The organism is Alphaproteobacteria bacterium PA2, from assembly GCA_002256425.1.
Lineage (GTDB): Bacteria > Pseudomonadota > Alphaproteobacteria > Caulobacterales > Caulobacteraceae > Phenylobacterium.
This window is the reverse complement of the sequence record NKIZ01000001.1, coordinates 56,254-69,610: the sequence shown is the minus strand read 5'-3', so window position 1 is coordinate 69,610 and position 13,357 is coordinate 56,254. Positions and strand designations below refer to the sequence as shown.

The following is a 13,357-nucleotide window of genomic DNA, read 5'->3' as shown; positions in this document are numbered from 1 at the left end:
TTTATAGGTTCTTTGGATTATAGGGACTATTGGCGGTGATTAACGCCCCTTAAAGCCTATGCAGGGTAGAAGTTCGCGATCAAGGTTCCGCGAAATGCGCTATCGATCCTACGGAATTGAGGGAAGAGCCATCTCTTCCATTGCTGTGCAGCTGGACGATCCCCGCGGGTCCGGCAGCCGTGACCTGTGGCGCGACCGGGTCAGGCGCAGTCTGGCCCATGGGGTGAACGCCTTTGAAGTCGTCACAGGCTCCCAGGCCCTGGCCGAGGGCCTTGGGGACGAACTGGCTTTGCGTGACAGGGCGCAGACCATACTCAGCTGGCGCATCCGGTCTGCGGGGCGGGAGTCCATTTCGGGGCTGGATATAGCTGAAGCTGTAGAGCAGGCCCTGGACTGGACGGGGCTTACCTTTCTTGATCAGCTCATGCTCGAATGGGATGTCTATCGCACCCTGGAACCCGGGGCCTGGGATGTGCTGAGCGGTTTCGCCCGGGCAGGCGCCTTCGAACGCCTCGGGATTGTCGGCGGCGAGCAGGCCGTGGACCTCTGTCTGACCGATCGCCGGTTCCGGGCGGTCAAGACCTTCTATGACATTGTCGAGAACCCGGTCCTGCGCCGGAAGGTGGGAGAAGCCGCCCGGATGGACGTCGTCGTCATGGCCCGCGCCTTTTTCGGGAAACCTGCCGAGGAGTCAGTGCTGGGGCGCACCTTCATGTCGGAACTGGGCGACTTCCTCAGCCTGACCCCCAAGGTTGAGCAGAAGAAGAAGACCCCGGTCCTGGACTTCCTCAAGACCACGCCGGGCTGGACGCCGGAAGAAGTGACCCTGTCCTGCCTTCTGGCCGACCCCTCCGTCGCCACCGGAGTAGTGGAAACCCTGGATGACAGACACATTGGCAGCCTGGCCATCTCCACGGAACGGGACCTGCCCGGGGCCGTGACCGCCCAGCTCGAGATCGCCCGAACGGCCGGCGCCCGGCTGGACCCTCGCCGGTCCGGTCGCCGCTAGACCGACCCTTCCAGGTCAGAAGACCTGCTTCACCCACGCCGTCGTGCACTTGTGCTGCGCCCTGAAGGCGCTGGCCGCCATAGCCCTGACGCCACCATCCTCGGGCACATCCAGGGCCTGGACCTTGCCGCCCTTGAACCCGGCCCAGGTGGGCGCACCCTTGCCGTTGGGATCGCCGCTGCGGGCGAAGTTGGTCCAGTAGGTGGCCATGGTCTCCTTCAGGGCCTTCCGGTCGGCCGATCCCACATCCATCATGTTGAACAGATAGGGCAGTTCCGACGCATGGGCGGCGCCCTGCGGGAAGCTCAGCACATACTTGCCGCCGAAGGTTCCCACCAGGGACGGTGCGCCCTGGTCGCGGAACTCGTACATCCACACCGGGGTCCCCTGGGCGGCCATGCGGGCCGAGACATTGATTCCGTTGCAGGAGAAGGTGGCGTCAGTCCCGGCCGCCGCTGAGGCCAGGGTGGGCTGCAGGGCGGTGTCCTTGCCATAGGCCTTGAGCGGATAGTGCTTGCCGGTCAGGTCGGCTGCAGACACGCCCGATACCTTTGACTGCTCCTCCGCCGCCTTGGCGTAGGCCTCAGCGGTCATCAGGAAGGACCGGTCGGCCGGATTGAAGTTGGGCGGCTTGGCGGCGAACCGGGCGCCCAGTTCACCAAGAGCGATGAACAGGGTGTTCTCGTTCTCGTTGGAACCGTTGATCACCGGAACCTTGTTGTTCTGTCCCGCCGCAAAGGTCGCCTTGATGGTCTGGGGCAGGACCTTGCCGTCCACCGAGGGGATGATGTTGGGCACAGCGGTGGTGAAGGCGTTCATCAGCTTGCCCCGCACCAGACTGGCTGGCAGGGCCCGCAGGCAGTCGGCAGTGACGTTGGCCGGATTACAGGTGGCCGGCGCATCGTCCCGGGCTTCCAGCACCTTGGCCAGGGCCTTGGCGCTGCTGGCCTCCAGTTCGGCCTGGGTCAGCTGGCCCGAGACCCCGTAGGCGCCGCTTTCAATGATCGCCTTGCTGAACAGGCCTGCCGATCCGGGCGAGGCCAGATGGGTCAGCACGCTGAAGCCCCCGGCGGATTCACCGAAGATGGTCACGTTCTTCGGGTCGCCGCCAAAGCCTTCGATATTGGCCTGAACCCAGCGCAGGGCCGCCTGCTGGTCCATGATCCCGTAATTGCCGGCGCTGCCGTCTGCGTCGCGCAGGGCAGGGTGGGCCAGGAAGCCCAGGGAGCCCAGGCGATAGTTCATGGCCACCACAATGACGCCCTTGGTCACCATGGGCGCCGGGTCGGCATAGAAGCCGGAACTGCCGCTGGTGAAGGCCCCGCCATGGATCCAGACCATGACCGGAAAGGGTCCATCGCCTGTGGGCCGGTGGACGTCGAGATAGAGGCAGTCTTCGCTGTCGCCCGCCGAGCGGAAGGAGGCGGCGCCGGTCTGCAGGCAGGAGGCGTCAGACTTGGCCTTTGCGATGGGCGCCGTCCATTTGGCGGCCGGTTGAGGCGCCCGCCAGCGCAGCTCGCCCACCGGCGGCGCAGCATAGGGAATGGCGAAATACGAGGTCATGGCGCCGCGAGCGGTGGCCTTGACCGGCCCGCCTGTGGTCATGGCGACCTCAGGGGCTGCGCCCTGGGCTGCGCCCGCGAAGACCATGGCGCCCATGGCGATCGCCGCCCCTGTCCTGTTCCGTCCACCCATAGCCGTCTCCCCCAGTCCGATGATTTGGCTCAGGCTAGGGCATGGGAAGCCGGAAGGCCACTGGCGCCGCTTACCGCCCCGTGAAGTTCCCGGGCCGGCGTTCCTGAACCGACCTCACACCTTCGGCGAAGTCGTCCGTGGCGCGGAGGATGGTCTGCTGGGCGTGCTCGTGATTGGTCTGTTCGCGTACGGCGGCGGCCAGATGGCCGCGGATGGTCTTGCGGGTGGCGACCACGGCCAGGGGGGCGTTTTCGGCGATCTCGGCGGCCAGGGCCTGGGCGGCCTCCAGCAGCTTGTGCAGGGGGACCACCTCGTCCACCAGACCCCAGGCGAGGCCCTCTTCTGCCTTCACCCGGCGGCCGGTGAGGAACATGAGGGCCGCCCTCTGCTCGCCGATCAGGCGGGGCAGGGTGTGGGTCAGGCCAAAGCCCGGATGGAAGCCCAGCTTGACGAAGTTGGCGGCGAAGCGGGCCTCGGGGGCGGCGACGCGGAAGTCGGCGACAAGGGCCAGCCCCAGGCCTGCGCCCACGGCGGCGCCCTGGACAGCGGCGACAATGGGAGTCTCGATGGAGAACAGGCGCACGGCCTGGTCATAGAGGGCGTTGATCCCGCCCATGCCGTTATTGGCTATGCCGTCCGATGAGACCAGATCGGCCCCGGCGCAGAAGGCCTTGCCGGCTGAGGCCAGGACCACGGCGCGGACTTCGGAGTCGCCGTCGAGGTTTTCCAGTATGTCGGCCAGGTCGCGCATCAGCTCCACCGAGACATGGTTGTTCGGCGGCCGGTCGATGGTGATGGTGGCCACATGGCCGGATTTGGAAATGGTGATTTCCTGGGTGGCGGTCTTGCTCATCGGCTGGTTCCCATAAGGTTGCGGGCCACCACCATGCGGTGGACTTCAGAAGGCCCGTCATAGATTCTCATATTGCGGACGCTGGCGGCCATGAGCTGCAGCGGCATTTCCTTGGTCATGCCCATGGCTCCGAAGGCCTGCATGGCGTGATCGATGGTCTCCCAGGCCATTTCCGTGGCGAAGACCTTGACCATGGAGATCTCCTGGCGGACGTCGCGGCCCTGGTCCAGTTTCCAGGCCACGTCATAGGCCATAAGCCGGGCGGCGTGGATCTTGGTGGCGGCGTCGGCGGCCCACCACTGGACCGCCTGACGGTTGGACAGGGGCTGGCCAAAGGTGACCCTTTGCGGCGCGTACTCGCACATCATGTCCAGGGCCCTCTGGGCCAGACCAATACACCAGCTGGCCATCTGCAGGCGGCGGGTGCCCAGGCGGATCTGCATGGGCGCAAAGCCCTGACCTTCGACCCCCAGCAGCTTCCAGTCCGGCACCCGGCAGTCTTCCAGGGCGACCTCATAGGTGAAGGCCCCGCCGATCATCGGAATGCGCCGCAGGACGTTGAAGCCCGGGGTGTCGCCGTCCACCAGGAAGGCCGAGATCCCGCCCCGGGAGCCTTTTTCCTTGTCGGTCACCGCCATGAGGATGGTGAAGTCTGCTTCGGCGGCCCGGCTGGTCCAGATCTTCCGGCCATTGATCACCCAGTCGTCGCCGTCGCGGACGGCGCGGGTCATCATGCCCGCCGGGTCGGCCCCGGCGCCGGGCTCGGAAATGCCGATGGCGCTGATGGTCTTGCCCGCCACATAGGGGGCCAGATAGGCCTCCCTCTGGCGCTCGTTCACCGTGGCCATGAGCATGCGCAGATTGGGGGAGTCCGGCGGCAGGGTATAGGGCGTCACGGTGGAGCCCATGGCCTCATTGACCGCGATCAGGGCCACCTGGGGCAGGTCGGCGCCGCCCACATCCTCGGGCGCATCCAGACCCCAGAGGCCGAGTTTCTGCGAGACTTCGTCCACCTTGGCCCGCTCTTCGGCGTTGATATAGATGCCCTGGCCGGTGGCCTCCCTCTGCATGACGGCGGTTTCCAGGGGCATGAGCTCGTCGCGGACGAACTTCTGCACCAGGTCCTTGAGCATGCGGTGCTCTTCAGAGAGTTCGAAATTCAAGGGCTTTCCTCCGCCGCCTTGCGCGATCTATCCAAGTGATCATAACGAGACTCTCAGGCTAGGGGAGACCAGACGTGGCGGAAACCAGACAACTTGCTCAAAAGGCCACCGGCCCCCTGGCGGGAATCCGTATTCTGGACCTGACCAGTGTGGTGTTCGGCGCCTATGCCACCCAGATGCTGGGCGATCAGGGCGCCGAGGTGATCAAGCTGGAAGACCCGGGCTCCGGCCGTGGCGACGGCGGCGATATCATGCGCTGGGCCGGCCATGTGCCCGAAGGGGCGCCCAGGGACCTGGGGCCCATCTTCCTGGCCATCAACCGCAACAAGCGCTCGGTGCTGGTGGACCTGCGGGCGCCGGATGCCCGGCCCTTCCTCGAGGCCCTCATCAAGTCCTGCGAAGTCTTCGCCGTCTCGATCCGGTATGATGGCCTCAAGCGCCTGGGCCTGGACTATGAGAGCGTCAAGGCCATCCGCCCGGACGTGGTCTATGTCCACGCCGCCGGCTATGGCTCGGACGGCCCGTATGAGGGCGAGCCGGCCTATGACGACCTGATCCAGTCGGCCTCGGGTCTGGCCGATCTCCTGCCCCGGGTCGACGGCAATCCCACCCCACGCATCCTGCCGACCCTTGTGGCCGACAAGGTCTCGGGCCTCTTCATGTGCCAGGCCATCACCGCGGGCCTGCTCCATCGCGAGCGGACCGGGGAGGGGCAGTTCATCGAAGTGCCCATGCTGGAATGCGTCACCAGCTTCACCCTGGTGGAGCACCTCTATGACCACACCTTCGAGCCGCCCACCGGCCAGTGGGCCTATCAGCGGGTGGCCAATCCCAACCGCAAGCCCTACCAGACCAAGGACGGCTATATCGGCCTCCTGCCCTATACCGACAAGCAGTGGGACCAGTTCTTCGCCGCCGCCGGCATGGCCGAAACCTTCGGCAAGGACCCGCGCTTCTCCGACTATTCCCAGCGGGGCAAGCACATCAACGAGCTCTACGGCCTGGTGGGCGAGGTCACCCAGACCAAGACCACCCAGGAATGGCTCGACCTGCTCAAGCCCCTGTCCATTCCGGTGGTCAAGACCTCCCGCCTGGACGACCTGCCCGACGACCCCCACCTCAAGGCCGTGGGCTTCTTCGAGCGGTATGACCACCCCCACGCCGGGCCCTACAATGCCATGAAGCCCCCGGTGAAGTTCACCGGCTCTCCCTCCAACATCCGTCGCCATCCGCCCCGCCTGGGCGAGAACACAGATGAGGTCTGGGCGGAGCTGGGTCTGACGAAAGACTGATGCGGATCACCATCAACGGCAGTTCCGGCTCGGGAAAGTCGACCCTGGCCCGCCGCCTGTCGGCGGCGCTGGACCTGCCGCATGTGGAGCTGGACGCCGTGAACTGGCAGCCGGGCTGGGTTGATCTCAACAATCATGACCGGCCGGAATTCCACAGGCGGGTTCTGGCCGCCCTGTCTGGCGACCGCTGGGTGACGGATGGAAACTACAGCTCCATCCAGCCGCAGATCCGGGCATCGGCGACGGACGCTGTCTGGCTGGACTATCCCCGGCCCCTGGTCATGGGGCGCGTGATCCGCAGGTCCTTTGTCCGCGCCATGGAAGGTAAGGAGCTGTGGCCCGGCACCGGCAATGTGGAGACCTTCGCCAGATGGCTCGACAAGGAACATCCCATCCGGTGGAGCTGGGATAACTTCAACCGCAACAGACGGCGCTACGGCGAGGTCTTTTCAGACCCCGCCAACGCTCACCTGCGGGTGCACCATCTGAAACACCCAAGGGAAGTCCCTGCGCTGGTCGCCCGGCTCAAGGTCCTCGTCGGGGTCTAGACCGGTGTAAACACCGGCGCCGGCGGGCCGCCGTCGGTGTCCTGGAACTTGACCTTCACCTTCTGGCCGATGGCCAGCTTGGAAAAGTCGCAGTCCACGAAATTGGTCAGGACGGCCGGGCCCTCGTTCAGGGTCACATAGCCGATGGCGTAGGGGCCGGTCGGCGAGCGGTACATGACGCTGTAGGTATAGATCACCCCTTCGCCGGGGCTCTCTTCCCACTCCACGTTTTCCGAGAAGCAGAAGGGGCAGAAGCCCCGGGGATACCAGTGGGCCTCGCCACAGTCGGTGCAGCGCTTGATCAGGAAGCGGCCTTCGCTGGCGGCGTCCCAGAAGGGCTTGCTCTCGATGGTCACCGCCGGAGCGGGGATCTTGCGGACCTGGACTTCAGCTTCGCTCATGATCCTTACTCCCTTTCCAGAATGACAGTGCCGGCGCCGTGGCGGGTGCCCAGCGACCCCCCGGTGCCGTGGGCGATGGCCAGATCGCAATTTGGGACCTGGACCTTGGGATGGGCCTCGCCGCGCAGCTGGCGTACCGCCTCGATGACCTTGGTGATGCCGCCCCGGTTGGTGGGGTGGTTGTTGCACAGGCCGCCGCCATCGGTGTTGAAGGGCAGCTTGCCGACGCCGGAGATCAGATTGCCGTCGGCGACAAACTTTCCGCCCTCGCCCTTCTTGCAGAAGCCCAGGTCTTCCAGCTGCATCAGCACGGTGATGGTGAAGCTGTCATAGATCGAGGCGTACTTCATGTCGGCAGGCGTGACGCCGGCTTCCTCGAAGGCGATGGGGCCAGACCAGACCGCGCCCGAATGGGTCAGGTCCAGGCCGCGGCCGCCGCTGGGGCCCTTGGGCGCCTCACCGACGCCGATCACCTTGACCAGGGGCCGGTTCAGGCTCCTGGCAATCTCAGGGCTCACCACGATCAGGGCGCCGCCGCCGTCGGTGACGACGCAGCAGTCCAGCAGGTGAAGCGGGTCGGCGATCAGGCGGGAATTCACCACCTCTTCCACCGTCACCACGTTCTTCAGGAAGGCGTGCTCGTTCCACTGGGCGTGATGGCTGGCGGCCACCTTGATCCAGGCCAGCTGTTCCGAGGTGGTGCCATACTCGTACATGTGGCGCATGGCGCACATGCCATAGGTATTGTGGGTCGAGCCGCCATAGATGTTCTCGAAGCCGGCTTCCGGCGGACCGTCAGACAGGGTTCCCGGCTTGCCGCCGCCGAAGTTGGGTCGGCCGCCTTGACCCTGACGGGGCCGCCCGGCCAGGGTGATCAGGGCCACCGTGCACTTGCCCTCGGCAATGGCTTGGGCCGCGTGACCCACATGGATCAGATAGGACGAGCCGCCGGTCTCGGTGGAGTCCATGTGGCGGATGTTCCGCAGGCCCATATAGTCGATCATCGACATGGCCCCGAAGCCCGGCGCATCGCCAGCGCAGAAATAGCCGTCCACGTCGTCCATGCTCAGGCCCGCATCGGCCAGAGCGCCCTTGGCGCACTGTGCGTGAAGCTGGGCCGTCGAGACATTCGGCGCGTCGCGCAGCGGATGCTCATAGGCGCCCGCAATATAGGCCTTGCCCTTGATGCTCATGATCCCCCTCGGAAAAACTGGTCTTTAAAAGCCCCAGCGGCTTAACCCGCCGCCGCCCGAAGCGAAAGACCAGAAAATGGGCCCGGCGCAAACGTGACAAGGCTTGCGAAGCCGCCAGCCGATGAGTAGGTTCCGCCCTCGCTCGGCGGGCCCCTTAAGTCAGAGGCCTCCAGACGGCTCCGGAGAGGTGGCTGAGTGGTCGAAAGCACCGCACTCGAAATGCGGCGTACCTGGAAGGGTACCGTGGGTTCGAATCCCACCCTCTCCGCCACTAAGTTCCGGCCACAGGCGACTTGTTCAGGTTTCCAGGGCGGATCTGCAAAGCCTTGGCTCTGCTGACAGCACGATCTCACTTAACCTAAGTGGGAACCTTCAATAGTCGTTGCAAGTGTGCTGGAACGGGGTTTGCCAAATTCCAGGTGACTGAAATTGGCTGATTGCCATGCCAATCTGCGAACTCAACATCACCGCAGTATAGGAACGGCGCGGCGGCCTGACCCCGCTTCTTCGTCGCCCGCACGAATAGGTGGATAGCATACCCCGACTCCTGGCCAGAAATGATCCGGCCCGCGCGTGATTGCGGCGAGGTCTGGTTCTGACTTTGCCAGCGAAACTGTGACGGACCAGAAAAGCCATCCTCGTATCGATGGGCCTCGACCAGGTCGTCCTTGTTGAGCGTGGCCAGCAGAAACACGTCCTTGCCCTGGACCACAAAGCCTTGGTTCCACGAGCCGGTGCTGAACGTGTGACCGTAGAGGGGTGGGATCTGCTCGCGCATGTACTCGCGCCACAGCTCTGCCCCGGTCCACGCTGGGCTTGTCTCCGCAACGCCGACAAGATGGGGCTCGGTGTCTTCGACGTTACGACCTCTGCGAAGGTAGTCAGCCAGGCGCCAGTCCAGGATTTCGCGGGTCAGGTCGATCAGTGCGGGTCGCTCTGAGCTCGTCGCCGTGAAGTTGGTGACGAATTCGCCATGCTCATAAGCGAAGAACCCTTCCGCGCCCGCGGCCTGACCAACCCAAGCCGCGATCGGCTGCTCTAGCAGCAGCCGCTGTAGCGCCAGTCGATTGTCGAGCGAGACGGAGACATCGCGAGAATAGATGGGGTTCTGTCGCGCCAAGCGACCAAATGCGTCGGTGAGTTGATCGATTCCGATGCGACCCGGAAACGCGTCTGCGTGCTGCATTGCCTTCAGCAGTAGCATTTTGTAGGAGCGCGTCATGGGTGTGCGCTCGAGCATTGCCAGAAAGGCAGCATTGCGACGCGCGGCATCCCGTTCAAGGTCGTTCAGGTCGCCCTGGTGCCGCACGAAGCCTAGCCACCCGCCATGGCCGGTGGAGCGCGGATTGAACCCGGCGTGGTGGATTTCCTGAGCTGTGGGCCGAAGTCCATGCCGCTCTCTAAAGTCTAGGTAGTAGGCCTCCAGCGCGTCGGCCTCAGAAGTTCTGCGCAGTAGGTTCTGAAGGATATCGAGTGCTTCAAGCTCGTATGTGACTTCACAGCCGAGCGGCAGTTCGACTCTTCCAAACCGGATGCTCTCCAAGGCGAGCGCTAGCGCCCTATCCCCTTCCTCGACCCCGAGCAGAGCCCGCACCTTAGTGAGGAATGTGCGGTGGTTCCCGATATAGTCGATGACGTTGAGATGGGTTTTCCCTTGGGACAGGCGGAGCCCTCGCCCGAACTGCTGGAGCCAGATGATTACCGACTCTGTTGGGCGAAGCATCAGCACGGTGTCGACGCTGGGGACGTCGACCCCCTCGTTGAACATGTCGACCGAGAAGACGACCTCCAAGTCTCCGCTTCGAAGCGCATCCAGGGACGAGGTACGAGGCGAAGACCCTGCCGCGGAATGAACGGCCGCGGCGCGCACGCCGTGCTTGTTGAAAAAGTCGGCCATGTAGTCGGCGTGTACCGTAGAACAGCAAAATCCGAGGGCCCGGGTTCCTCCGTGCCGACGATGCTGTTCCAGCGCGTTTTGGGCTCGGGCCTCGGTGGCCACGGCCTCGGTTAGCGCGACCTCATCAAATTTCGAACTGCGCCACGGGATGTTGGCGTAGTCCACCTCGTCCGGAATGCCAAAATAGCGAAACGGCGAAAGCAATTGCTTGTCGATCGCTTCGAATGCGTCGCAGCGGAAAACCAGGTTCTCTTGGCAGAGCCCGAGCAAATCACCGCCATCGGTGCGCTCAGGGGTAGCCGTCAGGCCGAGCAGGAATTTCGGCGTGAAATGATCGATCAGCTGTCGATAGGTCCGTGCGGCAGCGTGGTGAAATTCATCGACTACGATGTAGTCGAAGTAGTCGGGCGAGAACCTTTCCAGGTGCACTGAGCGCCCAAGGGTCTGGACGGACGCGAACACAACGTCAGCGGTCGGGTCCTTCTCGATGCCATCGTACCGTCCCAGACGTGCCTGTGGGCGGCACTGGCGAAATGTCTCCATGGCCTGGGACAGGATTTCGTCCCTGTGGGCGACAAATAGCACCCGTCGGAACTCGGCCGCCGTCGTGTCAAACGCGCTCAACCAGGTCTTTCCAAGGCCAGTCGCCAGCACCACCAGCCCAGCGCTGTATCCCTCTGCTCGAGTGCGCTTCAGCGCCGCGAGGGCATTGCGTTGCACCTCATGAGGTTCTGGCGCTGGTGGCGGTTGTTCTTCGGGCACCCCGATCGCTTCGGCCTGGCGGATGGGCGTCCGGGATCGCCGGGCTTCATAGCCATCGATCCAGTCATAAGTGAGCGGTCGAATGCGGGGGGAGTTTAAGAGAGCGTCGTAACCGGCAATGACGTCACGCCATCCGTCGGTTTCCGAACTGCAGGCGCGGTAGTTCCACTCGATGCCCTTCAGGAGAGCCGTCTCCGAGATATTGGAACTCCCGACAATCGCCAGCCCATGGCCGTCTCCCTGGTGGAACACCCATGACTTGAGGTGAAAGCTGTCGCGCCCAGCTTCGAAGACCAAGCGCTCCACTTGGCCGTCGAGGTCGAGCAGATGACGGAGCGCAGAGGGATCCGTCACATCGAGGTAGTCGCCTGCGATGAAGCGGAGCCTCCCACCCCGCGCAAGCAGATCCCTCAGGTGGGGGAGCAGCAGACGAGCACCACTTTCCATGATGAAGGCCACGGCGACATCGACCGCCGCAGCGTCGTCAATGTGGCGGACCAAGTGCGGAAGCAGCGGATCCTCACCGCCGGAAATCAGCGCGAGCCTGTGCGGCGCTGTCGCCAGTTGGTCTGGCGCACCGGTCGCCGGAACCGGGGCGAGGTAGTTTCCTTTGCCTGGGATCACGTGGCGAACTCCGCCGCGAGGGTCTGCTACGTCGCCGACCCTGCGAGGGATGATGTGGATATGAAAGTGCGAGACCGTCTGGCCTGCAGCTTGACCATCATTGTAGCCAACGTTGAACGCGTCAGGGCCAAACAGCCTTTTCAGTAGTGCTCGGCCTTGATCGACTCCTTCTATCAGCGCAGCTTGTTCGGCGCGGTTGAGGTCGTCCCACCGCTTCACATGGCGCGCCGGGACGATGAGAAGGTGGCCCTCGGTGACAGGAAAGCCATCCCAGATACCTATAACATCTGAAGTTCTGAACGCGACCTGACCAGGCTGCGGCGCACAAAACGGACACTCCGAGGCTTGGCGCTCGCTTTCAATCAGACTCGCACCGGCGGTCATGTAGTCGTTCCTCTTAGAGGAGCCACTTTCGTTGAAATACAATTTCCCGGCTAGTGCCCTTCTTGCTCGCTCCCCCTCAAACCAGCCCCGCCAGCAGATCCCGCTGGATCTTGCCCATGCCGTTCCTAGGGATCGCCGCCACTTCCCGCATGACCGGAACGCGGCCCAGCGCCCTTGTCATCCGTTCCCGCAGGGCTTCGACGTTCAGGTCCGGGCCTTTCACATAGGCCACCCAGGCCGTGGCCAGGCCGTCCTCGCCGGGGCCGGGGAAGGCGGCGACATCTTCCACGCCGGCTACGGTCAGGGCGACGGCTTCGACGCGGGTGGCCAGGACCTTGGCGCCGCCGATATTCATCAGGTCATTGGTGCGGCCGACTATGGCCAGGCGGCCGTCCTCTGAGATCTGGCCAAGGTCGCCGGGCCAGAACCAGCCGTCGCGGAACATGGCGGCGGTGGCCTGGGGGTCCTCCAGATAGCCGGCGCAGAGATTGTCGGACCGGATGCGGATCTCGCCCACCTGATCGGCGGGGACGGGGCGGCCTTCGGGGTCCACCGCCCCCACGGTCGCCCAGGGGCAGATGAAGCCTGCGGCGTCCGGACGGTCCAGCTCGGCGATCAGGCCCATGACCACGGTGCCAGTCTCCGTAGCCCCGTAGTTGACCAGAATGTCGGGGGTCAGGCGGCGGGCGGCGCGCTCGGCCAGGGCTGGGGAGAGGGAACCGCCGACAATGGAGAGGCGCAGGTCCGGAGGCGGGGCGAAGTCGGCCGGCAGGTCGGCCAGCAGGGCCTGGAGATTGGCGGGCGCCAGGCGGAACAGATTGACCTCGCCGCTGGTGATCAGATCGGCCCAGGGCTTGCCCGAGACCAGCATGCCGCCCTCGTTGAAGCAGTAGAGGGCGTGGATCCAGCCGGCCACGGCGCTGAGCGCGAAGGTCGCCGCCATCTTCAGGTCGGGCCGGGTATAGTAGCCGCCGGCCTGGGCATTGCGGATCCGGGCCTCGACCACGGCCCGGGTCAGGGGGATCTTCTTGGCCTCGCCGGTGGTGCCAGAGGTGACGATGATCCGCAGTATGTCGTCCGGTGACCGGGGGGGCGGGTCGACAGGCGCTGGCGTCAGTGCGGCCAGCATGTTGAACCAGGCCTGGTCGATCAGGTGCACCGCCTGACCGACCGGCTGGGCCGGGGGCGTGCGGGTGAACAGGGTCTCGGCCTGCAGATAGTCGAGACTGGGGATCACCGCCTCGGGGACCGAGACGGCGCAGGAGGTCACGCCCACCCGCTCCAGGGCGAAGGTCAGGATCCAGTGGGAATAGGGATTGGTCACATAAAGCAGGGCCCGGGAACCGGGACGCAGGTTCAGGGTCTTCAGCCAGGTCGTGCACCGGGCGATCTGTTCGATCATCCGGCCATAGGTGTAGGCCTGATCGCCCACCTTCATCATGACCTTTTCTGGGGCCGCCTCATGCCTGGTGATCAGGGTGTGGAACATGGCTGGGGTTCTGAACTTAGGGGATGGTCCAACTCTAGTCGCAAACG

10 protein-coding genes and 1 tRNA gene are annotated in these 13,357 nt (G+C 64.6%); 4 read left to right on the top strand and 7 right to left on the bottom strand.

The window, feature by feature from the left end; genetic code table 11:
- The first annotated feature begins 94 nt into the window (after positions 1-94).
- On the top strand, positions 95-1,009 hold the full coding sequence (locus CFE28_00345) for a hypothetical protein (protein OYU68582.1): 915 nt from the start codon (positions 95-97) through the stop codon (positions 1,007-1,009).
- Positions 1,010-1,024: 15 nt separating this feature from the next.
- On the opposite strand, the gene CFE28_00340 is transcribed toward CFE28_00345, so the two are convergent.
- The 3 genes from CFE28_00340 to CFE28_00330 form a co-directional block, all read right to left on the bottom strand.
- Positions 1,025-2,704 (bottom strand): carboxylesterase, encoded by a 1,680-nt coding sequence (locus CFE28_00340; GenBank protein ID OYU68581.1) that lies wholly within the window; start codon positions 2,702-2,704, stop codon positions 1,025-1,027.
- Between the two features lie 70 nt (positions 2,705-2,774).
- Entirely contained in the window at positions 2,775-3,557 is a 783-nt protein-coding gene (locus CFE28_00335) for an enoyl-CoA hydratase (GenBank protein OYU68580.1), read from the bottom strand.
- Entirely contained in the window at positions 3,554-4,720 is a 1,167-nt protein-coding gene (locus CFE28_00330; GenBank protein OYU68579.1) for an acyl-CoA dehydrogenase, read from the bottom strand. Before CFE28_00330 ends, CFE28_00335 begins: the two co-directional genes overlap by 4 nt.
- Positions 4,721-4,794: 74 nt before the next feature.
- Here CFE28_00330 and CFE28_00325 point away from each other — a divergent pair, with 74 nt between their 5' ends.
- Complete coding sequence (locus tag CFE28_00325; GenBank protein OYU68578.1) at positions 4,795-6,012, top strand: carnitine dehydratase; 1,218 nt, start codon at positions 4,795-4,797, stop codon at positions 6,010-6,012.
- The gene (locus tag CFE28_00320; GenBank protein OYU68577.1) at positions 6,012-6,560 is read left to right on the top strand and encodes a hypothetical protein; all 549 of its coding nucleotides are present in this window, start codon (positions 6,012-6,014) and stop codon (positions 6,558-6,560) included. The genes CFE28_00325 and CFE28_00320 overlap by 1 nt, the downstream gene beginning before the upstream one ends.
- Here CFE28_00320 and CFE28_00315 read toward each other — a convergent pair.
- Together CFE28_00315 and CFE28_00310 are read right to left on the bottom strand one after the other, a co-directional pair.
- Positions 6,557-6,961 carry a DNA-binding protein gene (locus CFE28_00315; protein ID OYU68576.1) on the bottom strand — a complete coding sequence of 135 codons (405 nt, stop codon included), beginning with the start codon at positions 6,959-6,961 and terminating at the stop codon, positions 6,557-6,559. The two genes, CFE28_00320 and CFE28_00315, sit on opposite strands and share 4 nt — an antisense overlap.
- Positions 6,962-6,966: 5 nt before the next feature.
- Entirely contained in the window at positions 6,967-8,154 is a 1,188-nt protein-coding gene (locus tag CFE28_00310) for an acetyl-CoA acetyltransferase (protein ID OYU68575.1), read from the bottom strand.
- 181 nt (positions 8,155-8,335) lie between these two features.
- Between CFE28_00310 and CFE28_00305 the strand changes: the two genes are divergently transcribed.
- Positions 8,336-8,425: transfer RNA gene (locus CFE28_00305), tRNA-Ser, on the top strand.
- An 87-nt stretch (positions 8,426-8,512) separates the two neighbouring features.
- Here CFE28_00305 and CFE28_00300 read toward each other — a convergent pair.
- Together CFE28_00300 and CFE28_00295 are read right to left on the bottom strand one after the other, a co-directional pair.
- Positions 8,513-11,863: a restriction endonuclease subunit R gene (locus tag CFE28_00300; protein ID OYU68574.1), complete on the bottom strand. Its 3,351-nt coding sequence runs from the start codon at positions 11,861-11,863 to the stop codon at positions 8,513-8,515.
- 34 nt (positions 11,864-11,897) lie between these two features.
- A complete protein-coding gene (locus CFE28_00295) occupies positions 11,898-13,310 on the bottom strand; it encodes a hypothetical protein (protein OYU68573.1) in 1,413 nt (470 codons plus the stop codon).
- Positions 13,311-13,357 lie beyond the last annotated feature (47 nt).

Coding starts and splice junctions, on each gene's coding strand:
- CFE28_00310 (OYU68575.1), bottom strand. CDS start 8,154: ATGAGCATCAAGGGCAAGGCCTATATTGCGGGCGCCTATGAGCATCCG.
- CFE28_00335 (OYU68580.1), bottom strand. CDS start 3,557: ATGAGCAAGACCGCCACCCAGGAAATCACCATTTCCAAATCCGGCCAT.
- CFE28_00340 (OYU68581.1), bottom strand. CDS start 2,704: ATGGGTGGACGGAACAGGACAGGGGCGGCGATCGCCATGGGCGCCATG.
- CFE28_00345 (OYU68582.1), top strand. CDS start 95: ATGCGCTATCGATCCTACGGAATTGAGGGAAGAGCCATCTCTTCCATT.
- CFE28_00315 (OYU68576.1), bottom strand. CDS start 6,961: ATGAGCGAAGCTGAAGTCCAGGTCCGCAAGATCCCCGCTCCGGCGGTG.
- CFE28_00320 (OYU68577.1), top strand. CDS start 6,012: ATGCGGATCACCATCAACGGCAGTTCCGGCTCGGGAAAGTCGACCCTG.
- CFE28_00295 (OYU68573.1), bottom strand. CDS start 13,310: ATGTTCCACACCCTGATCACCAGGCATGAGGCGGCCCCAGAAAAGGTC.